Raw genomic sequence first — 23,871 nt, 5'->3', positions numbered from 1 at the left:
TTACCTGGGTATATAAGCCATGGAAACCAAAGCCAATTACGTCCTGATCGGCGCCTTCACCCTGATAGTGGGGCTGGCCCTGCTGGCCTTCGGGCTGTGGGCGGCCAAATATTCCTCCGACCGTACCTGGACCGAGTACCGCGTGGTGTTCCGCGAGGCCGTCACCGGCCTGACCGTGGGCAGCCCGGTGCAGTACAACGGCATCGCGGTCGGCTCGATCACCGAACTCAACCTGGTGCCCGATGACCCGCGCCAGGTGGTCGCACGGATCCGTCTGAACTCCAACACCCCGGTCAAGACCGACACCCGCGCCAAGCTGGCGATCACCAGCCTGACCGGCCCGTCGATCATCCAGCTCAGTGGCGGTACGCCGCAGGCGCAGGCGCTGACGACGGTCAACAAGGATCCCGCGCCGATCATCCCGACCATGCCTTCGGCGCTGCAGAACATCACCGACGTGGCCAACCGCATCGTCGAGCGCATGGACCAGGTGCTCAGCGACCGCAACGTGGCCAGCATCAACGCCACCCTGGCCAACCTGGAAACCATCAGCGGTGGGCTGGCCGACCGCGACCAGGGCACCCAGGCGCTGCTGCTCAGCGCGCGCGACGCCGCGCGCAGCCTGGATGTCACGCTGAAGACCACCAACGGCACCGTCAAGCGCCTGGACGAGAACCTGGTGCAGCAGCTGCCGGCGATCCTGGACAAGCTGGAAACCACCCTGACCAAGCTGGATTCGGCCGCGGGCAACGCCGATTCGATCCTCGGTGAGAACCGCGCGGCCATCAACAGCTTCGCCAACGATGGGCTGGGCCAGCTCGGCCCGACCCTGACCGAGCTGCGCGGCCTGATCCGCGACCTGCGCCGGGTCAGCGACCGCCTGGACAACAATCCGGCCCGTTACCTGCTGGGCCACGATGCGCCCAAGGAGTTCGAACCCAAATGAGCCGATCGACGACCCTTCTTCGCCCCTTGGTGCCCGCCGCGCTGATGCTCCTGCTCGGCGGCTGCTCCCTGCTGGGCAGCAGCGAACGCAGCGCGGTGACCATCTATTCGCCGGTGGTGCGGGTGCAGACCGACCCCAGCTGGCCCAAGGTGGACTGGCAGCTGGTGCTGGCCAAGCCCAGCGCCGCACGCGTGGTCGACAGCCCGCGCATCAACGTGCGCCCGAGCCCGTCCGAGCTGGAGGTCTACAAGGGCGTGAGCTGGGCGCAGCCGGCCACCGACATGATCGAGGATGCCCTGGTGCGCGGCTTCGAGGACTCCGGCCGGATCGGCGGCGTCGGCCGTGCCACCACCGGCATCCGCGCCGACTACAAGCTGGCCGTGGACGTGCGTCGCTTCGAAGCCGACTATCGTGGCCAGGCCACACCGACGGCGGTGATCGAGGTCAACGCCAAACTGATCCACGTGGTCGACCAGCGCGTCGTCGCCAGCCGCACCTTCCGCCAGGAACAGGCCGTGGGCAGCACGGCGGTAGCCGCCGTCACCGACGCGATCGAGCAGCGCCTGCAGGCACTGAGCACCGAGCTGATCGGCTGGACCCTGACCACCGGCCAGGCCGACAAGCGATAGCGCCCTGCCCTACAAAAACCGGTTCCATCGCGACGCGGCCGGCGCCCGGTGCGCGACGAGGCGTTCCTACCTCGGCGCGCGTCAGTCGGGGGACGCGATCCAGCGAAAGGTGAGATTGATGCGCTCGGCCAGCGGCCGGGCACTCTTGGGCAGGGCGTGCTGGTAGTGGCGCTGGGTCTGCCCGGCCATCAGCAGCAGATCGCCATGGCCGAGGGTGACTTCAGCCTTGCGCGCGTGATCGTCGCGGCGACGCAGCGCGAAACGGCGCGCCGCGCCCAGGCTCACCGAGGCGATCAACGGCGCCGGACCCAGTTCGGGTTCGTTGTCGCTGTGCCAGCCCATGCCGTCATCGCCATCGCGGTAGCGGTTGAGCAGCACGCTGTTGAAATCCTGGCCACAGAACGCCGCCAGCTGCGTGCGCAGCGGCAGCAGGGCCGGGTGCCACGGCGCGGGGACGAAGTCGGTGCCCGAGTAACGGTAGCGCGCCGCCGGATCACCCATCCAGCAGCTCAGCCGCGGCGAATCGACCTGCCGCCCGAACATGCGGATGCGATGCACCTCCCACGGTACTTCCTCGCGCAGCTGGCGCTGCAGGGTGTCGGCAGCCGGGCCCGCCAGCCAGTGGCGGTGCCAGCGTACGTCGGCGTCGCGCAGGTGCAGGTCCATGGGTGAACGCTAGCACGCACGCTGGTTTGCCCGCACCCTGTGGATTGCAAGACAATGCCGGGTACCCGCACCGCTGCGAAACCTGAATGCCCCGTTCCTGCCCCACCGACCGGTTGCCATGAGCAGCGCCACCTCCCGCCTGAAACAACAGGTGTTCGTCGCGCTGCGCGGCGTGTTCCGATTGCTGCCGCTGCCGCAATCCACGCGCGACCGGTTGCGCAACCGGGCCCTGGGGCGGGTTGGTGACTGGAGCCCGCCGCCACCGCGCGGCCAGACCGGCATGCTTTCAAGCAGTACGCGGCCGCTGGTTCGCGCCGACGAACGTGCCATTGGCCACCTCGACGCCACCGCCACCGGTCCGCTTCCCTCACCGTTGCCAGCCACCTTGGTTGCGTTCTACCTGCCGCAGTTCCATCCGTTCGAGCAGAACGACCGGTGGTGGGGCAAGGGCTTCACCGAATGGCGCAACGTCACCCGTGCACTGCCGCAGTTCGAGGGCCATGCGCAGCCGCGGCTGCCCGCCGACCTGGGCTTCTATGACCTGCGCAACCCGGAGGTCATGCGCGAGCAGGCACGCCTGGCCGCGGCGTCCGGCATCGGCGCGTTCTGCTTCTATTACTACTGGTTTTCGGGCCAGACGCTGATGGAAGCGCCGCTGCGGCAATGGCTCGCCGATGACAGCATCGCGCTGCCGTTCTGCCTGTGCTGGGCCAACGAAAACTGGACGCGCCGCTGGGATGGACGCAACCAGGACGTGCTGATCGGCCAAGAGCACAGCCCGCAGGACGACCTGGCCTTCATCGCCCATGTCGCCGATTACCTGCGCGATCACCGTGCCTTGAAGATCGACGGCCAGCCGATGCTGCTGGTGTACCGCCCGCAGCTGCTGCCGGATCCCAAGGCCACGGCGGAACGCTGGCGCCAGTGGTGTCGGGAGCACGGCGTGGGCGAGATCCACCTGGCCTACGTGCAGAGTTTCGAGCGCCCGGATCCGCGCGAGATCGGCTTCGATTCCGCGGTGGAGTTCCCACCGAACGTGGTCAATCCGGCCTCGCTGTCCGCCGATCAGATCCTGATCAACCCGGACTACGCCGGCGACGTACGCGACTGGCGCGAACTGGCCCGCGAGAGCCTGGCTGCACCACCAAAAGCCTATCGACTGCATCCGGGCGTGAATCCCGGGTGGGACAACGAGGCGCGCCGCCCGGGCGGCGGGCGCGTCCTGCTGCATGCCTCGCCGCGCGGCTACGGCGACTGGCTGCACGACACGATCTTCAAACGCCTGGCATCACCCGCGGGCCGCGACCGCCTGGTGTTCATCAACGCCTGGAACGAATGGGCCGAAAGCGCGGTGCTCGAACCGGACATGCGCCTGGGCCATGCCTGGCTCGCCGCCACGCGCCGCGCATTGCAACCGCCGGTGCCCTCGCCGCGCCGTCCGTGCATCGTGATTCATGCGTGGTACCTGGACGTGCTCGATGAGATGCTCGACACGCTGGCAGACAGTGGCCTGGAGGCGCGACTGCTGATCACCACCTCCCCGGATCGGCAGGCGGCGCTGCAGACGCTGCTGTCAAAGCGTGCAATGCAGGCGGAAGTCGTCGTCTTCGACAACCGTGGCCGCGACATCCTGCCCTTCCTGCACGTCGCCGATCGCCTGCTCAACGAGAACGAGTCGGTGGTGCTCAAGTTGCATACGAAGCGCTCCACCCACCGCGACAATGGCGATGCGTGGCGCCACGAACTCCTCACGGCGCTGCTTGCGCAGGCACGCGGCACGTCGATCGCGGCCTGTTTCGACGACCATCCCGAGATCGGCCTGGTCACCGCCGCCGGCCACCTGCTCAACGTGGCCGACTACATGGGAGGCAATGCGGGCCAGCTGCGGTACCTGCAGACCCGGCTCGGGTTGCAGCATGACCCGGCCACCCAGACGTTCGCCGCCGGCAGCATGTACTGGGTGCGGCTGCAGGCGCTGCGCCCGCTGCTCGACGCACACCTGGTTCCTGGGCAGTTCGAAGACGAACAGGGGCAGATCGATGGCACCCTGGCCCATGCGCTTGAACGCGTGAGCGGTGCAGTCGTGCGCGAGGCGGGTTTCACGGTGTGCGACACGGCAGAACTGCTGGGGGATTCAGGCAGTGCCGAGGGTGCGCCGTACGCCTATGCCAAGCGTGGCGGATGACAGCGGCGGCAGGCCTTGTGTCGATGCGCCCTGAGCACCCGGCTACAATCGCCTCCCCACCCGCGCGCTGGCCTGCACGTGCTCCCTTGCACGACAGGCGACCGTCCTGGAGACAGGCTTCCCCCTGGTCCCGACCGGGCCCGAACCTGCGCCCATCAACACAAAGGTTGTTCAATGAGAAGTCACAGCAGCAGCAAGCGCGTCCTCGTCACCGGTGGTGCAGGTTTTCTTGGATCGCACCTGGTCGAACGCCTTCTCGCTGAAGGCCACGAAGTGGTCTGCGCGGACAACCTGTTCACCGGCAGCAAGCGCAACATCGCCCACCTGCTGCAGAACCCGAATTTCGAGTTCCTGCGGCACGACGTGACCTTCCCGCTGTACATCGAAGTCGACGAAATCTGGAACCTGGCCTGCCCGGCCTCCCCGGTCCACTACAGCCATGACCCGGTGCAGACCACCAAGACCTCGGTGCACGGTGCGATCAACCTGCTCGGGCTGGCCAAGCGCCTGGACTGCCGGATCTTCCAGGCCTCCACCAGCGAAGTCTACGGCGATCCCAGCGTTCACCCGCAGCGGGAGGAGTACTGGGGCAACGTCAATCCGATTGGCCCCCGTTCCTGCTATGACGAGGGCAAGCGCTGCGCCGAAACCCTCTTCTTCGATTATCACCGCCAGCACGGGCTGGACATCAAGGTCGCCCGCATCTTCAACACCTACGGGCCACGCATGCACCCGAACGACGGGCGCGTGGTTTCCAATTTCATCGTGCAGGCCCTGAAAGGCGAATCCATCTCGATCTACGGGGAAGGCATGCAGACCCGTTCGTTCTGCTACGTCGATGACCTCATCGAGGGCTTCATGCGCCTGATGGGAAGCGAGAAGGGTTTCACCGGCCCGTGCAATCTGGGCAACCCGGCCGAGCTCACCATCCGCGAGCTGGCAGAGACTGTGATTGCCCTTACAAACTCCGGCTCGAAGCTCGTGTTCAAGCCGCTGCCGCTGGATGATCCGATGCAGCGCCAGCCGGACATCTCCCTGGCCAGGAGCCGCCTGGAAGGGTGGGAACCCAAGGTCCAGCTGGAAGAGGGCCTGGGCCGGACGATCGCCTACTTCGACGCGCTGCTCAGCCAGGACGCCTGAACCTGGCACCCGCGCGCAGGCGGCCGTGGACGCCTGCGCCGCACCCGTCAGCGGCAGCGGTAGGTGACGTCCTGCCGGCTGTGCCGGAACGGGTCGGTCAGATCATCGGAATATTCGCCCAGCAGCAGCCGCTTCCTGGGCAGGAAGTGCTGGCGGTAGAACCGGCTCATGCCCGCGATCCGCCGCCCCTTGTCGGTGAGCTTCACGCAACCGTTGACGATCTGGATCGTTCCCGAGCTCTCCTGTTCGGTGAGCCGCACATCCACCAGCCGATGCTCGACCACGTACTCCTTGACGAAGACGTCCTGGAACGCGTCCTGACGGATCCCTCCATCGCGCTGCTCAAGCTTCTCCAGCAGATAGAACGAGAGCGACCGGTCGATCACGGTGGGCACCGAAATCGCGAACGCATACCCACCGAGCAGCCACACCGCCGCCAGCAGCACCCGCTCGGCAGGCGTGAACGCACGCAATGGCGGTGCCAGCAGCATCAGACTGGTCAGCACCATGGCAATCAATGCATCGCCCATCGCCGCGTAAAACACCACGTCGACCTTGAAATAGCGGATGTGCAGGTAGTGAACCACCAGCAGCACCATGATGTAGGCGGCGGTGAGCAGCAACGCCTTGAGGATCGTTTTCATTTTTTGAATACCAGCAGGCGGTTGCCCAGAAAAGAGAGGACCAGCTGGATGCCGCTGATCAGGACGAATCCAATCCGATAGTCCAGTTTGAACAGGTCCGACCAGCACGCCATCAGTACGCCGTTCAACAGCGCAAGAAACGCGTATAGCAGCAGGAACCGGCCCAGTTGCCCGCCCAGCCCGGCACGCGAGGCGGCGAACACGAAGAGGCGGTTGCCCAGGAAGGATGCCGTGATTCCGGCAATGGCGGCCAACGTATTGGCAACACCCTTGGACGGCACGTGAGCCACCTCGACCAGCAGGGTGAGTACGCCGAAATGCACCACGGTCGCCGCCAGCCCGTTGGCGACGAACCGCAGCAACTGGCGGGCATCAACGAATGCCGGCATCCGGCCCGACCTCGATGACAGCGGCCAGGTAGTCGCGATAGGCACCTGGCTTCTGGATGCTGCCACGCACGATGCCGCTCAGCATCAGTGTCATCAGGGTCAACGTGCCGGTCTGCAGGAACACCAGGAACAGCACACCCAGCGCCATCGAGAACCAGCCCGGGGTGGCGTAGCCTGCGAGCTTGAGCAGGGTTGCCACCACGGCCAGCAGGATCGACACCGACGAGATGATCACGCACATGAGCCCGACCCGGACCAGCACGTCTTCGGCAAAGACCATCAACGCGCGGAAGCCATGCAGGGTGAGCCCGACGAAGTTCATCTTGCTCTGCCCGGCATAGCGCGGGCCACGGTCGATCGGGCACACGGCCAAGCGCAGCTTGCTGGCGATCAGGCCAGCGGCAACGTGGGTCCAGACCTCGTGCATGGCGTTGAGGCGATGCAGCGCGCTGACCTTGATCGCCATGAAGTTGCCGAAGTTGATCGAACGGCCGGTCAGCAGCTGGAAGATGAACTTGTAGACGACGTAGAACGCGCGGAAGCGCAGCGTCTCGACCCGGCTTTTACGCCGGGCCACGGCCACATCGGCATTGGCATCCTGAAGTGCCCCCAGCAGGGCGGCGATGGTTTCCGGCAGGTCCTCGCCGTCCGAATCCATGACAATGATGCGGGTGGCGTGCGCGAGATTTTCCTCTACATACCCCAACCCGACCGCAATGGCCTTCTGGTGGCCGACATTGCGACGCAGCTTGAGCACCACACCGCGAACCCCGGCGCTGGCCAGCTGCGACGCCTGCAGCGGCTCGCGTATCGAACCGTCGTCCACGGCAACCACGAACACCCGCTCGCCGTAGAGCCGTGCCAGTTCACGGAACAACTGGGTGGAAGCAACATGGTCTTCATAGACCGGCGTCACCACCACGAAGTCCTCACCTGCCCTATCCATGTTGTGCCTCACCGATAGTGGAACCGCTCCCCTTCTTCCACTGGTCCACCAGCACAAGCAGGGCGTAGGCCAGCAACAGCAGCACCGGCAGGATGGTACGGCGCACGCTCGTGGCAAGGTGCCATTCCAGATCGTGCGGGGTGCTGAGATAGACCGCGTAGAGCACGCCGACATAGGCCAGCGCGATTCCGATCCCCGCCAACGCGGCCGGGGTGCGCCAGGTACGGCGCCAGAGCACCAGAAGGATCACCAGCGGGGCCACGGCCCATCCGCTGCGGAACAGCTTCTTCAGAATCAGCGCGCTTTGCGAGAGGTCGGGCAGCCGGGCCAGCAACTGGCCCTTCAGGTCGCTGGCGGCCAGATCGTTGGACAGGTGCGCCCCGGCAATGGCGGCCTTCCATGCCAGCCAAGGCAGCAACGCCACCGCAAATGCGACGACAAGCAGCCATGGCATGCGGCGGTCGCGCAGCGACAGAGCAATCACCGCACCGACGGCAACCAGGATGGCCAGCACCAGCCCCTCGTTCTTGATCAGGGCCAAGGTGGCAGTCACCAGGATATACGGCACCAGCACGAACCCTGGCTTGCCCCCGGACCGGTCCGGGAACTGCATCGCGCAGGCCAGCGACGCCACCGCGTACACCGCCAGCACCGCGTCCATGTAGCCATCGACCAGGTAGGTTCCGCCCACATCCAGTACCGCGAAAGCGAACAGCCCCGCGATCCACCACGCGCGCAGGCTGCGCGCGATCAGCAGCAGGGCTGGCAGCAGCAGCAGGGTCACCATGGCCTTGGGGAAAATTTCATTCCACTGCCCGACCAGCTTGGCCGAGGTTGCCATCAGCATGGGCAGCAGGGTCGGGTAGTCGTTGTGGCTCCACGGCGCATAGCCGTCGAGCTGCGCGTAGAGCGTTCCTTCCAGGAAGATGCGCTTGGCGTGGAACAACCAGATCGAGCGCGGGTCCCACTCGTCCGAGGGGCTGCCCAGCGCCAGCACCAGCAGCGCGGCAACCACGGCCACCATCCACAGCGCGCGCGGATCGCGCAGCGCCGCCAGGGACCAGATCGCGCACCCCAGCGCGGCCGCCAGGGCCACCTGTGCGGGCAGCCCGCTCCAGCCGGCGGCGGCCAAGCCGTAGCAGGCCAGCACGCAGGTCAGCATGCCCGTCGCGGCGCGGCGGCCGATGTCAGTTGCAGTCGGCGAGAACAAGCGTGTCGCTCCTTCCAATGACGGTGCATCCCATACGATCCGGACCGGGTGCTTTCCAGATCATCCGGCCGCTGTCTGCCTCATGCAGCCGAACCGGATAGAGCCCTTCCCACATCCGCTGCTGCAGCAACGGGTCGTCCTTGAGCCCCGGGCCCAGTGCAAGGGGCACGTCCGCAGTACCGTGGCGGCGGATCAGCTGCCGTGCCTCCACCACTTCATGCGGAAGCGATGCCGCCCAACCTGCATCCGCAACCCAGGCCTGTTTCAGCAGGTCACCGCGGAAATCGACATCGTCGGCGATGCCGCGCAGGGCCCAGACGATGCCCATGCCGATGATGAACGCGACAACACAGCGTTGGAGCATCGGGCGGCGTCCCATCCCGGTATTGATCACGGCAGCATCCAGTCAGTCACAGGTATCGAAACGAACCGCCCGGGTGCTATGCAAGAACCCGCGGCGGCCAAGCCCTCCAGCTTAGCAGCCGCTGCAAAGGCCTCGCAACGCATCGGGCCGCGTCCCGGCCCGATGCCTGGCCGCCCTCAAGCGGCAAATGCCACGCCGGTCTTTTCCTTCAACTCATCGATGCCCACACCCGGCGCCGCTTCCACCAGCACCAGCCCGGTGTCGGTGACATCGAACACGGCCAGGTCGGTGATGATGCGGTCCACTACGCCCACGCCGGTCAGCGGCAGCGTGCATTCGGGCAGGATCTTGTGCTCGCCGTTCTTGGCGGTGTGCTCCATCAACACCACCACGCGCTGCACACCGGCCACCAGGTCCATCGCCCCGCCCATGCCCTTGACCATCTTGCCGGGCACCATCCAGTTGGCCAGATCACCCTGGGCGGTGACCTGCATCGCGCCGAGGATGGCCAGGTTGATGTGGCCCCCGCGGATCATCGCGAAGCTGTCGTGGCTGCCGAAATAGCTGGCCCCGGCACGCGCGGTGACGGTCTGCTTGCCGGCATTGATCAGGTCGGCGTCCACTTCGTCTTCGGTCGGGAACGGGCCAATCCCAAGCAGGCCGTTCTCGGACTGCAACCACACATCCACACCGTCGGGAATATGGTTGGCCACCAGGGTCGGCAGGCCGATACCAAGGTTCACGTAGGCGCCGTCGGTCAGCTCGCGTGCGGCGCGCTGCGCCATCTCATCACGGGTCCAGGCCATCTCAATTCCCCTGTGCGCGCACGGTGCGCTGTTCGATGCGCTTTTCCGGCGCCGGGTTGTGGACGATGCGGTGCACATAGATGCCCGGCAGGTGGACCTGGTCCGGATCGATGCTGCCCACTGCAACGACCTGCTCGACTTCGACGATGCACAGCCTGCCGGCCATCGCGCAGACCGGATTGAAGTTGCGTGCGGTCTTGCGGAATACAAGATTGCCGGCCTCGTCGGCCTTCCACGCCTTGACCAGCGCCACGTCGGCGCGCAGCGCGGTTTCCATCACGTAGTGCTTGCCGTCGAACTCACGGGTTTCCTTGCCTTCGGCCACCACGGTGCCGTAGCCGGTGGCAGTGAAGAACGCCGGAATGCCGGCACCGCCGGCACGCAGGCGCTCGGCCAGGGTGCCCTGCGGGTTGAATTCCAGTTCGAGTTCGCCGGCCAGGAACTGCCGTTCGAACTCCTTGTTCTCGCCCACGTAGGACGAAATCATCTTCTGGATCTGGCGGGTTTCCAGCAGCTGGCCCAGGCCGAAGCCATCCACGCCGGCATTGTTGGAGATCACCGTCAGGCCCTTGACCCCGGTGTCGCGCAGCGCGGCGATCAGCGCCTCGGGAATGCCGCACAGGCCGAAGCCACCGACCGCCAGGGTCTGGCCATCGGCCACCACGCCGTGCAGCGCCTCGGCAGCGCTGGCGTACTGCTTGCCGCGCCGCCCGGCGGCGTCTGGGGAATGACTCATCTACGCCCTCACCTCGTTGATGTAAGCGGCCATTGTAGCCACTGGCAGCCATGTACCCGCGCCCGGTTGAACGGCGTTGAACGCCGGTTTGGGGGTGCCGGGCGTGAAAACGATTCCCATACATGCCACCGGCTAAACTTGTCCGCTGACTTCCACAAGGATTCACAGATGACCCTCCCCGCATTCAAGGCATACGACATCCGCGGCCGGGTGCCGGACGAGCTGAACGAAGACCTGGCCCGCCGCATCGGCGTGGCACTGGCCGCGCAGCTGGATGCAGGGAACGTCGTGGTGGGCCATGACGTGCGCCTGACCAGCCAAGGCCTGCAGGACGCCTTGACCGCCGGCCTGCGCAGCGCCGGCCGCGAGGTGCTGGACATCGGCCTGTGCGGCACCGAGGAAGTGTATTTCCAGGTGGACCACCTGAAGGCGGCCGGCGGGGTGATGGTGACGGCCAGCCACAACCCGATGGACTACAACGGTATGAAGCTGGTCAAGCAGCAGGCGCGTCCGATCAGTTCGGATACCGGGCTGTTCGCGATCTCCGACGCGGTGGAGGCCGATAATGCCCCGCCAGCTGCAGCCACCGCCGGGGTGCAGTCGCATCCGGACAAGAGCGCCTACATCGCGCACCTGCTCAGCTACATCAACCGCGATGCGCTCAAACCGCTCAAGCTGGTGGTGAATGCCGGCAACGGCGGCGCCGGCACCATCGTGGACCTGCTGGCCCCCCACCTGCCGCTGGAATTCATCCGGATCTGCCACGAACCCGACGGCAGCTTCCCCAACGGCATCCCCAACCCGCTGCTGGTGGAAAATCGTGAGATGACCGCCCAGGCCGTGCGCGAACACGGCGCGGATTTCGGCATCGCCTGGGACGGTGACTTCGACCGCTGCTTCTTCTTCGACCATAACGGCCGCTTCATTGAAGGCTATTACCTGGTCGGCCTGCTGGCCCAGGCGATCCTGGCGCGCCAGCCCGGCGGCAAGATCGTGCACGACCCGCGCCTGACCTGGAACACCGTGGAAATGGTCGAAGACGCCGGCGGCCAGCCGGTGCTGTGCAAGAGCGGGCATGCGTTCATCAAGGAAAAGATGCGCAGCGAGAACGCCGTATACGGCGGAGAAATGAGCGCGCACCATTATTTCCGCGAGTTCGCCTACGCCGATTCGGGCATGATCCCGTGGCTGCTGATCGCCGCGCTGGTGTCCGAATCCGGCCGTTCGCTGGCCGACCTGGTGGAAGCGCGCATGGCCAAGTTCCCGTGCAGCGGCGAGATCAACTTCAAGGTCACCGACGCCAAGGCCGCCGTGGCCCGCGTGATGGACCACTACGCAGCCCAGGCGCCGGCACTGGACCACACCGATGGCATCAGCGCGGACTTTGGCAACTGGCGCTTCAACCTGCGCAGCTCCAACACCGAGCCGCTGCTGCGCCTGAATGTTGAAACCCGTGGCGATGCCGCGCTGCTGCAGCAGCGCACCGATGAAATTTCCCAGTTGCTCACGGCTTCCTGAGGCCCGCACCCGATGAACGACCTTCTGCCCGTCATCCTTTCCGGCGGTTCCGGCACGCGGCTGTGGCCGCTGTCGCGCGAAGCCTACCCCAAGCAGTTCCTGGCGCTGGCGGGCGAACAGACCATGCTGCAGGCCACCTGGCAGCGGGTGGCCCCCATTGCCGGACGTGCGCCGCTGGTGGTGGCCAACGAGGAACATCGCTTCGTGGCTGCCGAACAGCTGCAGCAACTGGGCGTACAGCCGCTGGCGATCCTGCTCGAGCCGGTGGGCCGCAACACCGCCCCGGCCATCGCGGTGGCCGCGCTTGAAGCCACCCGCGACGGTGATGACGCGCTGCTGCTGGTGCTGCCCTCGGACCATGTGATCGCCGATGAGGACGCGTTCCGCGCGGCCGTGCAGCGGGCATTGCCGGCCGCGCGCGATGGCAAGCTGGTCACCTTCGGGATCGTACCGACGGGCCCGGAAACCGGCTATGGCTACATCAAGGCGGCTTCGGCCGGCGAGGTCCGCGCGGTGGATCGCTTCGTCGAGAAACCCGACGCCGATACTGCCCAGCAATACGTGCAGTCCGGCGAATACTTCTGGAACAGCGGCATGTTCCTGTTCAAGGCCTCGCGGTATCTGGCCGAGCTGGAGCGCTTCCACCCGGACATGCTCGCCGCCAGCCGCACGGCCTGGCAGCAGGCGCGCCGCGATGCGGACTTCACCCGGCTGGACAAGGACGCCTTTGCGGCCGTGCCGTCCGATTCCATCGACTATGCGGTGATGGAAAAGACCGCCGATGCCGTGGTGGTGCCGCTGGATGCGGGCTGGAACGATGTCGGTTCGTGGACCGCGCTGCGCGATGTCTCGGCGCAGGACGACAACGGCAATGCCCACCATGGTGACGTGATCGCGATCGATTGCCGCAACACCTATGCCTACGGCGAGCGCCTGATCGCGCTGGTCGGGCTGGAGGATGTGATCGTGGTGGAAACCGACGATGCGGTCATGGTCGGCAGGAGCGACCGCATGCAGGAGATCAAGCAGGTGGTGGCGCAGCTCAAGGCCGAGGGGCGCCCGGAAGCCACCTGGCATCGCAAGGTGTATCGCCCGTGGGGCGCCTATGACTCCATCGACCAGGGCGAGCGTTTCCAGGTCAAGCGGATCACCGTCAAGCCCGGTGGCACCCTGAGCCTGCAGATGCACCACCACCGTGCCGAACACTGGGTGGTGGTCAGCGGCACCGCCGAGGTGACCCGCGGCGATGAGGTGATCCTGCTGGGCGAAAACCAGAGCACCTACATTCCGCTGGGCGTGACCCACCGCCTGCGCAACCCGGGCAAGCTGCCGCTGGAGCTGATCGAAGTGCAGTCCGGCAGCTACCTGGGCGAAGATGACATCGTGCGCTTCGAAGATACCTACGGGCGCAGCTGATCGACAGGGCGTCGCTGCCGGACCGCCGGCAGCGACGCGGCACCGCGGGCATCAGCGCGGTGTGGCCACCGCGTCAGCGCTGTCAACCGGCAATATGCGTCGAAGACCGGGATGGTCCAACTGCGTTTTGAGGTGCGTGGCATCCGGATATGGCAGTTCGGACGGACCGACCTGCAAGGCACCTGGATCACCGCTGAGCAGGTAGCGGACCACGTTCGCCTGCTGGATCCGACACTTGGCGGTGAATTCGCGGATTTTCCGGAAGTCCTTGGACACCTGGCTCAATGTTGCACCAAGGAACAGAAGCCCGAACATCACCACTGCGGTGCGGGCAGCGGTGCGCCAGCGCGACGGGGCCGGTACCAGCCCCCACAACTGCAGCGCAAACCAGGCATTGGCGAACACGCCTGGCACCAGCAGTTCCGTATAGCGTGAGGCCGGCGGGCGCATGGCATCGTGGCCGCGCCCGTAAGCAATCGCCAGTCCCTGCAGGCCCGACCACACGCACAGGCCGGTCATGACCAGGTCGGTCGGCGTTGCCTTGCGACGGATCAGCATGCGCAGCACCATCACCACGCTGGGCAGCCACACGATGAAGACCACGCCATTCGAACGCGCCGGCCACGCCAGCACATGGGTCGCCGCCTGCAGTACTTCGCCCACACTCTGTGCGCGCAGCATGCTGTGCGCGGCGATAACCGGGAGCACGGCGTATCCGGCAACGGCGACGGCGACCAACGCGACCGCCGCGCACAACGCTGGCGCACGACGCCCGGGCAGGCACAGGCAGGCCACCATGCAGGTGACCGCGACCGCAACAGCAGTGAGCAGGCCCGAGGCCATGGTGACGCTGGCCAGGATGCTCAGGGCAATCGCGGCCAGCAGGGCCCAGGGGTTCTGGTGGTGCCGGGCGACCAGCGCAATGGCCAGCACGCTGGACAGAATGAGGAAGTAGAACTGGCTCTGGAACCCGACCAGGAAGTTCTCATAGGCAAAAGGCAGCACCGACAGCAGCACTGCCACCGGCACCATCAGCCAGCGGCCGTTTGCCGCCCCGGAATCGCGCAGCGCATGCCACACGAGCAGCGCCGGGATGAAGCAGAACACCACCGCCGATACCCGCGCTTCATAGACGTTGTTCCACTGACCTGTGACCAGGTAGCTGGCCAGTGTCACCAAGCGGGTCGGAAAGATGCGGTGTTCGTTGTGCGGAGTCAGCAGGGTGCTCCACTGCAACGTCCCGTCCAACCAGGGTTTGAGCGCCGTCACTCCCTCGCCATCCCACTGGTCCCAGTACGGCATCGGCGTACTGAAGAACTGGACATAGAGCAGGCGCACCAGCAGCGCCAATGCACCTACGCCCAAGGCCAGCGCAAGCGGGGACGGCCAGCGCCGCGCAATGGAATCTGGAAGGGCTGTGCTCATACGTGTACTCGGTGCAAGGTGGAAACGTTGCAGACATGGTCCCCGGCAGCAGACGGGCTCGCCGGGGCTGCTGCCAGGACAACAGGCAGGCAGCGGCGCGTCCTGCGCCGATGCCGTGCGGGCCTCAAGTGGCCGGCGTGACTTCAGCCATCACACGCGCCAGGCCGTCCTGCCAGGACGGCAGCACCAGGCCAAAGTCCTGCTGCAGTTTGCGATTGTCCAGCACTGACCACGCGGGCCGTTTGGCCGGGGTCGGGTATTCGGAACTGGCGATGGCTTCCACCGTCGGCACCTTTGTCAGCACGCCGTTTGCCAGGGCCTCGGCGAAGATCGCCTCGGCAAACCCGTGCCAGCTGGTCTGGCCGCTGGCAGTCAGGTGCCAGGTACCCGACAGCCGGCCGGGGTGCTGCAGTGCCTGCGCGGTGACATCGGCAATCAGCGCCGCCGGCGTTGGCGTGCCGATCTGGTCGGCAACGACCCGCAGGTGGTCACGCTCGGCCCCGACACGCAGCATCGTGCGCAGGAAATTGGCACCGTGCGCGGCGTATACCCACGCGGTGCGGAAAATCAGATGACGGCCACCGGCCGCGCGCACGGCGTCCTCGCCATCACGCTTGCTGGTGCCATACACGCCCAGCGGCGCGGTCGGCTCGTCTTCGCGATACGGCACCGTGCCCTGGCCGTCGAACACATAGTCGGTCGAGTAATGCACCAGGGGCACATCGTGCTCGGCGCACCAGCGCGCGATCACGCCCGGTGCCTCGGCATTGGCGCAGAACGCGGCGTCCACTTCCTGCTCGGCCCGATCCACCGCCGTATAGGCAGCGGCGTTGACCACCACCGACGGCTGCAGGCGATCCAGCAATGCCGGCAGTTGGTCGGGCTGGCCGAAGTCGGCCACTTCGCACGCACTGCCATCGGGCAGCGCGCCGCTGCGCGTGGTGGCAATCACGGTACCCCGCGGTGCCAACGCGCGCAGCAGCTCCTGGCCGACCTGGCCATTGCCGCCAAATACCAGCACGGTCACGGCTGGTAAACCGGCAGACGGTCTTCGGGAATGTCCTTCAGGAACGCGGCGATATCATCCTTGGCCGACAGGGTCGGATCGGAGATCGGCCAGTCCACCGCGATATCGGCATCGTTCCAGCGCACGCCGGCATCGAACTCCTTCAGGTACACCTCGGTGCACAGGTAGCTGAAGATCGCACGCTCGGACAGCACGGCGAAGCCATGCGCGAAGCCTTCCGGAATCCAGAACTGCTTCTTGTTTTCAGCGCTGAGGACAACCGCAGCCCATTGGCCGAATGTCGGCGAGCCGCGACGGATGTCCACGGCCACGTCATACACTTCGCCTTCGAGCACGCTGACCAGCTTGCCCTGCGGGCGCGGCCACTGGTAATGCAGGCCGCGCAGCACGCCCTTGGCGGAACTGGACACGTTGCTCTGCACGAACTTGCTCGGCAACCCGTGCTGGCCGAAACGCTCGGCGTTCCAGGTCTCGAAGAAGAAGCCGCGCTCGTCACCGAACACCGCCGGCTCGATCACCACGCAGCCGGGCAACTTGGTTTCAATGATCTTCACGGCACCACTCCTCGTACAGCCAGTTTATGCAGGTACTGGCCGTAGCCATTCTTGATCAGCGGGGCGGCCAGCGCCTCCAGCTGTTCGGCGCTGATCCAGCCCTGGCCGAAGGCGATCTCTTCCGGGCAGCACACCTGCAGACCCTGACGGGTCTGGATGGTCTCGATGAAGTTGGACGCCTCCAGCAGCGACTGGTGCGTGCCGGTGTCCAGCCAGGCATAGCCGCGACCCAGTGCTTCCAGGTGCAGGTTGCCCTCGCGCAGGTAGCGCTGGTTGAGGTCGGTGATTTCCAGCTCGCCGCGCGGCGACGGCTTCAATTCCGCGGCGTGGTGGCTGGCATTGCCGTCGTAGAAGTACAGGCCGGTGACGGCGTAGTTGGAGCGCGGGTTCTCCGGCTTTTCAACCAGGTCGATCACCTTGCCGGCCTTGTCGAACTCGGCCACGCCATAGCGCTCCGGATCATTGACCCAGTAGCCGAACACGGTGGCGCCGTGGTCGCGCTGGTCGGCATTGCGCAGCACTTCGCGCAGGCCATGACCATGGAAGATGTTGTCGCCCAGCACCAGGCAGCTGGGCTTGTCGTCGACGAAATCGCGGCCGATCAGGTAGGCCTGCGCCAGCCCGTCCGGGCTCGGCTGCACGGCGTACTGGATGTTCATGCCCCACTGCGCCCCATCACCCAGCAGGGTCTGGAACAACGCCTGCTCGTGCGGGGTGTTGATGATCAGCACATCGCTGATCCCGGCCAGCATCAGCACGCTGAGCGGGTAGTAGATCATCGGCTTGTCATACACCGGCAGCAGCTGCTTGCTGACGCCCTTGGTGATCGGGTACAGACGCGTTCCCGAACCACCGGCGAGGATGATGCCCTTGCGTTGAGTCATGCGGTTTTCCTTTTATGGGGTGATCACCGCCCTCAGGCGGTGGTGCCGATGCGCTGCAGGCGGTAGCTGCCGTCGAGCACGCCGTTGACCCACGCCTGGTTGTCCAGGTACCAGTCCACGGTGAAGCCGATGCCCTGATCGAAGGTGTACTTCGGCTCCCAGCCCAGCTGGTCCTTGAGCTTGGAGGCATCGATCGCGTAGCGGCGGTCGTGGCCCGGACGATCGGTCACATAGGTGATCTGGCTGCTGCGCGGCTGGCCATCGGCGCGCGGGCGACGCGCATCGAGCAGCGCACAGATCGCATGCACCACTTCGATGTTCTGCTTTTCCGAATTGCCGCCCACGTTGTAGGTCTCGCCCACCTGACCCTTGGCCAGCACGGTGCGGATCGCTTCGCAATGGTCGGACACGAACAGCCAGTCGCGCACCTGCTTGCCATCGCCGTATACCGGCAGCGGCTCACCGGCCAGCGCCTTGGCGATCACCAGCGGAATGAGCTTTTCCGGGAAGTGGTACGGGCCGTAGTTGTTGGAGCAGTTGGTGGTCAGCACCGGCAAACCGTAGGTGTGGTGGAACGCACGCACCAGGTGGTCCGACGCTGCCTTGGACGCCGAGTACGGCGAATTCGGTGCGAACGGGGTGGTTTCGCTGAACTTGCCGGTCTCCCCGAGCGTGCCGTACACCTCGTCGGTGGACACGTGCAGGAAGCGGAACGCCGCGCCCTTGTCGGCCGGCAATGCCTTCCAGTAGTCGCGCACGGCCTCAAGCAGGGCGAGAGTGCCCACCACGTTGGTCTGGATGAACGCGCCCGGGCCGTCGATGGAACGATCGACGTGGCTCTCGGCGGCGAAGTTCAGCACCGCATCGGGCTGATGTTCGGCCAGCAGGCGCGCCACCAGCGCGTTGTCGCCGATGTCACCATGCACGAACACGTGGTCCGGGTTGCCCTCCAGCGGGGCCAGGGTCTTCAGGTTGCCGGCGTAGGTCAGCGCATCCAGATTGATGACGCGCACGCCCTTGGCGACGGCTTCGAGGACAAAGTTACCGCCAATGAATCCGGCACCGCCGGTGACAAGCCATGTGGGCACTACCCGTTCTCCTGTTTGGTTCGTCTTAAAGAGCACCCTTCCGGTGCTCCGATATAGCCCCACAGCATACATTGCAGCCATCTTCACGACTGCCTGCCGGACGTGAACAAGGCAGGCGGCGCGTCCATTCCGTGCCGCAGTGCAACATCACCATACGCATTCGCATGGTCGCCTCCAGCCAGTTAGAATCGCGGTCCCACCCCCGAACCGGTTGCTGCTCCAAGGACCGGACGTTCCCCCGTTATTGTGAGCCGGCCAGCGGCCGGCACTACCAAGGATCGAGCACCCGATGAAAATCCTCGTCGCGTATAAGCGCGTGGTGGACTACAACGTCCGCATTCAGGTCAAGCCGGACGGTTCCGGCGTGGTCACCGACGGCGTCAAGCTGTCGCCCAACCCCTTCGACGAAATCGCACTGGAAGAAGCCCTGCGCCTGCGCGACAAGGGCATCGCCACCGAGGTCGTGGTGGTCACCATCGCCCCGGCCGACGCCCAGGCGCACCTGCGCAACGGCCTGGCCATGGGCGCCAACCGTGCCATCCACGTGGTCACCGACCAGGCCATCCAGCCGCTGACCGCCGCGCGCACCCTGCTCAAGCTGGTCGAGAAGGAACAGCCGGACCTGGTGATCCTGGGCAAGCAGGCCATCGACGACGATGCCAACCAGACCGGCCAGATGCTGGCCACGCTGTGGGGCCGCCCGCAGGCCACCTTCGCCAGCAAGCTGGACATTGCCGACGGCAAGGCCACGGTCACCCGTGAAGTCGACGCCGGCCTGGAAACGCTGGAAGTGGACCTGCCGGCCGTGGTCACCACCGACCTGCGCCTGAACGAGCCGCGTTTCATCAAGCTGCCCGACATCATGAAGGCCAAGGCCAAGCCGCTGGAGACGCTGCAGCTGGCCGACCTCGGCGTGGACGCCGCCGACACCTTCAAGACCACCCAGTACGCCGCGCCGGTCAAGCGCAGCAAGGGTGTGATGGTCAAGGACGCGGCCGAACTGGTCGCCGCACTCAAGCAGAAGGGGTTGCTGTAATGACCAAGATCCTCGTTGTCGCCGAACACCACGACGGCAAGCTCAACGCCGCCACCGCCAAGACCGTCAGCGCCGCTGCCGCCATCAGTGGTGCCAGCATCGATGTGCTGGTGCTGGCCGCCGACCCGGCCGCCGTGGCCGCTGAAGCCGCCCAGCTGGCCGGCGTGGCCAAGGTGCTGACCGTGGCCCAGGCCGCCAACGCCCAGGCGCTGGCCCAGGTGCTGGCCCCGCAGATCGCGCAGCTGGCCACCGGCTATACCCACGTGTTCGGCCCCTCGACCACCTTCGGCAAGGACCTGATGCCCTGCGTGGCCGCCCTGCTGGGCGTCAACCAGGTCTCGGACCTGATGACGGTCGAGGGCAGCCACAGCTTCAAGCGCCCGATCTACGCCGGCAACGCGATCATCACCGTGGAAGCCCCGGCCGACCAGATCCTGGTCGCCACGGTGCGCGCCGCCTCCTGGCCGGAAGCGGCCAAGGGCGGCAGCGCCAGCATCGAAGCGGTCAGCGTGGACGCCGCCCTGCCGACCCACACCCGCTTCATCGGCCTGGCCGCCGGTGCCACCGACCGCCCCGACCTGCAGAGCGCCAAGCGCGTGGTCTCCGGTGGCCGTGGCGTGGGCTCGGAAGAGAACTTCAAGGTGATCTTCCAGCTGGCCGACAAGCTCGGCGCCGCCGTCGGTGCCTCGCGCGCCGCGGTGGACGCCGGTTATGTGCCGAGTGACCTGCAGGTCGGCCAGACTGGCAAGATCATCTCGCCGGAGCTGTATGTCGCGGTGGGTATCAGCGGCGCGATCCAGCACCTGACCGGGATCAAGGACGCCGGCACGATTGTCGCGATCAACAAGGACGGCGACGCGCCGATCTTCGAGATTGCCGATATCGGGTTGGTGGGTGATTTGTTCACGCTGCTGCCCGAGTTGGAAGCGGCACTGCAGTAAGCGAACCCCGCTCCCTCGAGAAGGCCGGAATCCCCTGGATTCCGGCCTTTTTTTTTGCTCGGTGGCATCAGGCGGAAGTGCGTACGGATTATGGCCAGACACCGAAATTGGACCAGAGGATGTGAGACGCAATGTATCCGTATGTATCGGGTTGCAGCGAGATACGCTGCGCGGCTTCACGTTTTTCCAATACGCATGTTTCAGTTATGTGAACGACAACGTATTATCCGGGCCCACGCATGGATTGCTGATCACCATCGCAGCCAATCCAGTCCCCGTTCCCTGTCCAGAGAGGCATTGAGGAAGGATTCCCTGGCGATTCTTCCATACAGCTGATGAGCATCAAATTTTTCGGTATTTCCCGGCGACTGCCGGCTTGGGGCACCTGCGTTTCGGGACTGTTGACCTGCATCCTGCTGTACAGAATGTACCCCTTCTATGCACCCGCGGATTTTCTATACGTCGCTGCCAGTTTCGCCCTAGAGCTGGCCATGCTCGACGTTCTCACCCGCCTCGCACTGCGCGTGCGCAATCGCATCCTGCGGGCCCTGGTGTTGTTGATCCCCGCTGCTGGCGGTGGCCTCTATGTCGCCCAGATGTACTCGATCTGGATTTCAGGCGGGCTCATTCCGCCCATCGCGCTCGCCAACCGGGATGTTGCGGGGTTGATCTCGTTCAATGGCATCTACGTCATGCTGGGCGCCTACGCCATCGCATTCATTGCCTACGCGTTTGTGCATCGCGCTGACAGCCCGCGCAACACACCGCGCACCGCACTGGCATGCCTGTGCCTGATCGCCCTGGCCTATGCAGGAATGATCCACAACCAGCCGCTGGCACGCGGCATCGTGGTCGCACGTGGCGAAGCGCCCATCTCCTCGATGATCCACTCCATGGCGATGTATGCAGGGATGACCTCCCAGACGCGACTCACCGCCAGTCAGCTCGTCGCCGTACGCGCTGAATTCTCACGCCGCGAGGTGTACCAGCAGGGCTTTCCCGCTGAAATCACCGCGAGCCTGCCGGACCGTCCCAATATCATCGTCATATTCACCGAGGGTATGTCGGCACGCTGGATGGGCAGGTATGGTGGGCGGCATCCGGACCTGATGCCGAACCTGGACAGGTTCGCAGATGGCTCGCTGGTCGTGCGCAACTACTACAACCACTCTGCCGCCACGTTCCGGGGTCTGCGCGGACAGCTGACTTCCGGACACCAGGAAATCGATGGTTTCTATGCCGATGGATCGGGGATCGGCCAGCGTGACGTCTCCCACGACATCACCGCAATTTCGCGCATCAGCCTGCCCGAGATCCTTCGCCCCCTGAGCTACCACAGCATGTTCTTCCTGTCCCAGCAGGAATACCTGAACAACATGATCGAAACATTGGGCTTCGATGCAACCTTCGGCAGGGATCACCTGTTCGACGCGCATCTGCGCACCTCGCAGAACCAGGAGCGTCCCAAGTACCTTTCCGATCCACAGCTGTTCGACGCGATGCTCGATGAGCTCGAAGCACAGCCCCGCGACCGGCCGTTCTTCGCCGCGCTCTACAACTTCCAGACGCATGCGTTCATGGACGGCGAAGAAAAGTACGGCGACGGCGAGAATCAGGTCCTGAACCGCTTCCACACCTATGATCGGGACATGGGTGCGTTCCTGCATCGGTTCATGGCCAGCCGGCTGCATGAAAACACGCTGCTGGTGTTTACCGCCGATCACTCAACCTTTCCCGATCCTCCCGCCCAGCAGGCCGATCCTGATGTAGGCGGCTACTTCATCGATCCGATTCCCCTGATGATCTACTGGAAAGGAGTCGAGCACCGCGACATCGACGCGAAGTACAAGAACTCGCTGGCCTTCGCCCCCTCACTGCTGAGCCTGCTGGGGGTCCAAACCGCACACAACCTGTTCCTGGGTTGCACGTTCTACGAGGAGTGCGGCCTTGACCGCATTTCCAACCTGGGCCAGGACTATTACTTCATCGGAGGCGGCCTGGTCTATGCCAAGGATAACGTTCCAGAATCCGACAAGCCCCTCTTCGACCAAGGAAAGGAATTCATCGAGCGCTACAAGACCATGGATTTCGTCATTGGTGGCATGGAGTAGCTCCATCCATACAAGGCCACGCTGACAGGATCATCGCGCGGGACCTGCCCGGGGCGGCCCGCATCGATGGTACGATCCAGCGCCCCACCGGCAGCAAGGGCACCCGCACTGTCGTCGCAATGACCGGGGCGGACGACGAAGGGATCTTCGGGACTGCCGGCACCGGACTCACCGGGGCCGCTGTCACGATCCTGGCGAAGCTGAAGAAGGTCCTGCAAGCATGTCCGAGAGGCTCCCCCCAACCCCAATCATCCCGCTTCGTCGGGGGCGGGCGCTGGGTTGGTTATCGCTGGTGACCGGGCTCTACCTGCTGGCCCTGTGGTATCTCGATCGCGACAAGCATGTGCTGTCGCGATTGAGTGAGCTGGGCGGCCCCCTAAGTGGTTGTGTCGCACTGGTGTTGTGCAGCTACGTGGTCCGCTATCAACGCTGGCATGGCGTGTTGCGCGCTCAGGGCTACCCGATCGCGCCCTGGCGCGCTGGCCTGTTGGCCTACCTGGCCGGGTTTGCCTTCACGGCCTCGCCGGGCAAGGCCGGTGAACTGTTGAGAATCCGCTATTTTTCCCGCCTGGGCGTGCCGGCGCGGGTGACGCTGTCCACGTTCATCTACGAACGGGCCCTGGACCTGATCGTGATCACCCTGCTCAGCATGGCAGCGGCACGGCTGATTCCCGTGTTCGGCGTGCTGGCGGCCGCGGTGCTGACCCTGGTGCTGGGCCTGTGCGTATTGGCCTGCTGGCCCGGCCTGCAGCGTGTGGCGAAGGCGCTGATCGCGCGTCTGCCGGGGGCCCGCATACGTCAGCTGATGGGCTTCCTGCTGGAGGGCGCCTTCGCGCTGCGCCCCTTGCTCCGCCCCGGCCTGACCCTGGTCAGCAGCCTGTACGGCACCATCGCCTGGCTGCTGACCGCTGCGGCCTTTGCCTGGCTGTGCCACGCCCTGGGGGTGGAGGTAGCGTGGCAGTACGCATTGGCGATCTATCCGCTGGCAATGCTGGTGGGCGCACTGTCCTTCGTTCCCGGGGGCGTGGGGACCACCGAGGCGGCCATCGTGCTGATGCTGGTGGCGCTGGGCGCCGGCATGGATGCCGCATTGGCCATCGCCATTGGTATCCGGCTGGCCAGCCTCTGGCTGGCCGTGGTGGTTGGGATGGCGGCCATGGCAATTCTGGAAACCCGTCCCACACCGGGATGAACCTGCGCAGGCGCCAGT

At 65.5% G+C, this 23,871-nt stretch carries 23 protein-coding genes; 10 read left to right on the top strand and 13 right to left on the bottom strand.

Going from position 1 to position 23,871, the window contains the following annotated elements:
- Positions 1-19 precede the first annotated feature (19 nt).
- The gene (locus AC3IPM_RS02890; protein WP_489302437.1) at positions 20-946 is read left to right on the top strand and encodes an MlaD family protein; all 927 of its coding nucleotides are present in this window, start codon (positions 20-22) and stop codon (positions 944-946) included.
- A complete protein-coding gene (locus AC3IPM_RS02885) occupies positions 943-1,575 on the top strand; it encodes an ABC-type transport auxiliary lipoprotein family protein (RefSeq protein WP_489302436.1) in 633 nt (210 codons plus the stop codon). Before AC3IPM_RS02890 ends, AC3IPM_RS02885 begins: the two co-directional genes overlap by 4 nt.
- A gap of 81 nt (positions 1,576-1,656) precedes the next feature.
- Here the strand turns inward: AC3IPM_RS02885 and AC3IPM_RS02880 are convergent, their stop codons facing one another.
- The gene (locus AC3IPM_RS02880; RefSeq protein WP_489302435.1) at positions 1,657-2,241 is read right to left on the bottom strand and encodes an alpha-ketoglutarate-dependent dioxygenase AlkB family protein; all 585 of its coding nucleotides are present in this window, start codon (positions 2,239-2,241) and stop codon (positions 1,657-1,659) included.
- A 118-nt stretch (positions 2,242-2,359) separates the two neighbouring features.
- Here AC3IPM_RS02880 and AC3IPM_RS02875 point away from each other — a divergent pair, with 118 nt between their 5' ends.
- Positions 2,360-4,426: a glycoside hydrolase family 99-like domain-containing protein gene (locus tag AC3IPM_RS02875; RefSeq protein ID WP_489302434.1), complete on the top strand. Its 2,067-nt coding sequence runs from the start codon at positions 2,360-2,362 to the stop codon at positions 4,424-4,426.
- Positions 4,427-4,600: 174 nt separating this feature from the next.
- Complete coding sequence (locus tag AC3IPM_RS02870) at positions 4,601-5,566, top strand: UDP-glucuronic acid decarboxylase family protein (protein WP_489302433.1); 966 nt, start codon at positions 4,601-4,603, stop codon at positions 5,564-5,566.
- Between the two features lie 47 nt (positions 5,567-5,613).
- Here AC3IPM_RS02870 and AC3IPM_RS02865 read toward each other — a convergent pair whose 3' ends face one another.
- The 7 genes from AC3IPM_RS02865 to AC3IPM_RS02835 all read right to left on the bottom strand — a co-directional run bounded on the left by AC3IPM_RS02865 (position 5,614) and on the right by AC3IPM_RS02835 (position 10,661).
- Positions 5,614-6,210 carry a hypothetical protein gene (locus tag AC3IPM_RS02865; protein WP_489302432.1) on the bottom strand — a complete coding sequence of 199 codons (597 nt, stop codon included), beginning with the start codon at positions 6,208-6,210 and terminating at the stop codon, positions 5,614-5,616.
- Positions 6,207-6,599, bottom strand: a complete 393-nt coding sequence (locus tag AC3IPM_RS02860; RefSeq protein WP_489302431.1) for a GtrA family protein — start codon at positions 6,597-6,599, stop codon at positions 6,207-6,209. Before AC3IPM_RS02860 ends, AC3IPM_RS02865 begins: the two co-directional genes overlap by 4 nt.
- Positions 6,583-7,545: a glycosyltransferase gene (locus AC3IPM_RS02855; RefSeq protein ID WP_489302430.1), complete on the bottom strand. Its 963-nt coding sequence runs from the start codon at positions 7,543-7,545 to the stop codon at positions 6,583-6,585. The genes AC3IPM_RS02860 and AC3IPM_RS02855 overlap by 17 nt, the downstream gene beginning before the upstream one ends.
- A complete protein-coding gene (locus AC3IPM_RS02850; protein ID WP_489302429.1) occupies positions 7,538-8,755 on the bottom strand; it encodes a hypothetical protein in 1,218 nt (405 codons plus the stop codon). Before AC3IPM_RS02850 ends, AC3IPM_RS02855 begins: the two co-directional genes overlap by 8 nt.
- Positions 8,733-9,149: a hypothetical protein gene (locus AC3IPM_RS02845; protein WP_489302428.1), complete on the bottom strand. Its 417-nt coding sequence runs from the start codon at positions 9,147-9,149 to the stop codon at positions 8,733-8,735. Before AC3IPM_RS02845 ends, AC3IPM_RS02850 begins: the two co-directional genes overlap by 23 nt.
- A 146-nt stretch (positions 9,150-9,295) precedes the next feature.
- Positions 9,296-9,925 (bottom strand): CoA transferase subunit B, encoded by a 630-nt coding sequence (locus AC3IPM_RS02840; RefSeq protein WP_489302427.1) that lies wholly within the window; start codon positions 9,923-9,925, stop codon positions 9,296-9,298.
- A gap of 1 nt (position 9,926) precedes the next feature.
- Complete coding sequence (locus AC3IPM_RS02835) at positions 9,927-10,661, bottom strand: CoA transferase subunit A (RefSeq protein WP_489302426.1); 735 nt, start codon at positions 10,659-10,661, stop codon at positions 9,927-9,929.
- A gap of 168 nt (positions 10,662-10,829) precedes the next feature.
- On the opposite strand from AC3IPM_RS02835, the gene AC3IPM_RS02830 reads away from it, so the two are divergent.
- Positions 10,830-12,179 carry a phosphohexomutase domain-containing protein gene (locus AC3IPM_RS02830; protein ID WP_489302425.1) on the top strand — a complete coding sequence of 450 codons (1,350 nt, stop codon included), beginning with the start codon at positions 10,830-10,832 and terminating at the stop codon, positions 12,177-12,179.
- Positions 12,180-12,191: 12 nt separating this feature from the next.
- Entirely contained in the window at positions 12,192-13,595 is a 1,404-nt protein-coding gene (locus AC3IPM_RS02825) for a mannose-1-phosphate guanylyltransferase/mannose-6-phosphate isomerase (RefSeq protein WP_489302424.1), read from the top strand.
- Positions 13,596-13,646: 51 nt separating this feature from the next.
- On the opposite strand, the gene AC3IPM_RS02820 is transcribed toward AC3IPM_RS02825, so the two are convergent.
- The 5 genes from AC3IPM_RS02820 to rfbB form a co-directional block, all read right to left on the bottom strand.
- Positions 13,647-15,020 carry a hypothetical protein gene (locus AC3IPM_RS02820; protein WP_489302423.1) on the bottom strand — a complete coding sequence of 458 codons (1,374 nt, stop codon included), beginning with the start codon at positions 15,018-15,020 and terminating at the stop codon, positions 13,647-13,649.
- 124 nt (positions 15,021-15,144) lie between these two features.
- Positions 15,145-16,047 carry a dTDP-4-dehydrorhamnose reductase gene (gene rfbD / locus AC3IPM_RS02815; protein ID WP_489302422.1) on the bottom strand — a complete coding sequence of 301 codons (903 nt, stop codon included), beginning with the start codon at positions 16,045-16,047 and terminating at the stop codon, positions 15,145-15,147.
- Positions 16,044-16,601, bottom strand: coding sequence for a dTDP-4-dehydrorhamnose 3,5-epimerase (gene rfbC, locus AC3IPM_RS02810; RefSeq protein WP_489302420.1), 558 nt, complete (start codon positions 16,599-16,601; stop codon positions 16,044-16,046). Before rfbC ends, rfbD begins: the two co-directional genes overlap by 4 nt.
- Positions 16,598-17,485, bottom strand: a complete 888-nt coding sequence (rfbA, locus tag AC3IPM_RS02805) for a glucose-1-phosphate thymidylyltransferase RfbA (protein WP_489302419.1) — start codon at positions 17,483-17,485, stop codon at positions 16,598-16,600. Before rfbA ends, rfbC begins: the two co-directional genes overlap by 4 nt.
- Positions 17,486-17,517: 32 nt before the next feature.
- Positions 17,518-18,573, bottom strand: a complete 1,056-nt coding sequence (rfbB, locus tag AC3IPM_RS02800; protein ID WP_489302418.1) for a dTDP-glucose 4,6-dehydratase — start codon at positions 18,571-18,573, stop codon at positions 17,518-17,520.
- A gap of 289 nt (positions 18,574-18,862) precedes the next feature.
- On the opposite strand from rfbB, the gene AC3IPM_RS02795 reads away from it, so the two are divergent.
- The 4 genes from AC3IPM_RS02795 to AC3IPM_RS02780 all read left to right on the top strand — a co-directional run bounded on the left by AC3IPM_RS02795 (position 18,863) and on the right by AC3IPM_RS02780 (position 23,853).
- Positions 18,863-19,609, top strand: coding sequence for an electron transfer flavoprotein subunit beta/FixA family protein (locus AC3IPM_RS02795; RefSeq protein ID WP_489302417.1), 747 nt, complete (start codon positions 18,863-18,865; stop codon positions 19,607-19,609).
- Positions 19,609-20,550, top strand: coding sequence for an electron transfer flavoprotein subunit alpha/FixB family protein (locus AC3IPM_RS02790; protein WP_489302416.1), 942 nt, complete (start codon positions 19,609-19,611; stop codon positions 20,548-20,550). The genes AC3IPM_RS02795 and AC3IPM_RS02790 overlap by 1 nt, the downstream gene beginning before the upstream one ends.
- Before the next feature lie 335 nt (positions 20,551-20,885).
- Positions 20,886-22,661 (top strand): sulfatase-like hydrolase/transferase, encoded by a 1,776-nt coding sequence (locus AC3IPM_RS02785; protein ID WP_489302415.1) that lies wholly within the window; start codon positions 20,886-20,888, stop codon positions 22,659-22,661.
- 292 nt (positions 22,662-22,953) lie between these two features.
- Positions 22,954-23,853 carry a lysylphosphatidylglycerol synthase transmembrane domain-containing protein gene (locus AC3IPM_RS02780; RefSeq protein WP_489302414.1) on the top strand — a complete coding sequence of 300 codons (900 nt, stop codon included), beginning with the start codon at positions 22,954-22,956 and terminating at the stop codon, positions 23,851-23,853.
- Positions 23,854-23,871 lie beyond the last annotated feature (18 nt).

This window comes from Stenotrophomonas sp. GL_111, from assembly GCF_057835245.1.
Note: the sequence above shows the minus strand (reverse complement) of the source record. Positions and strands in the feature narration are given on the sequence as shown.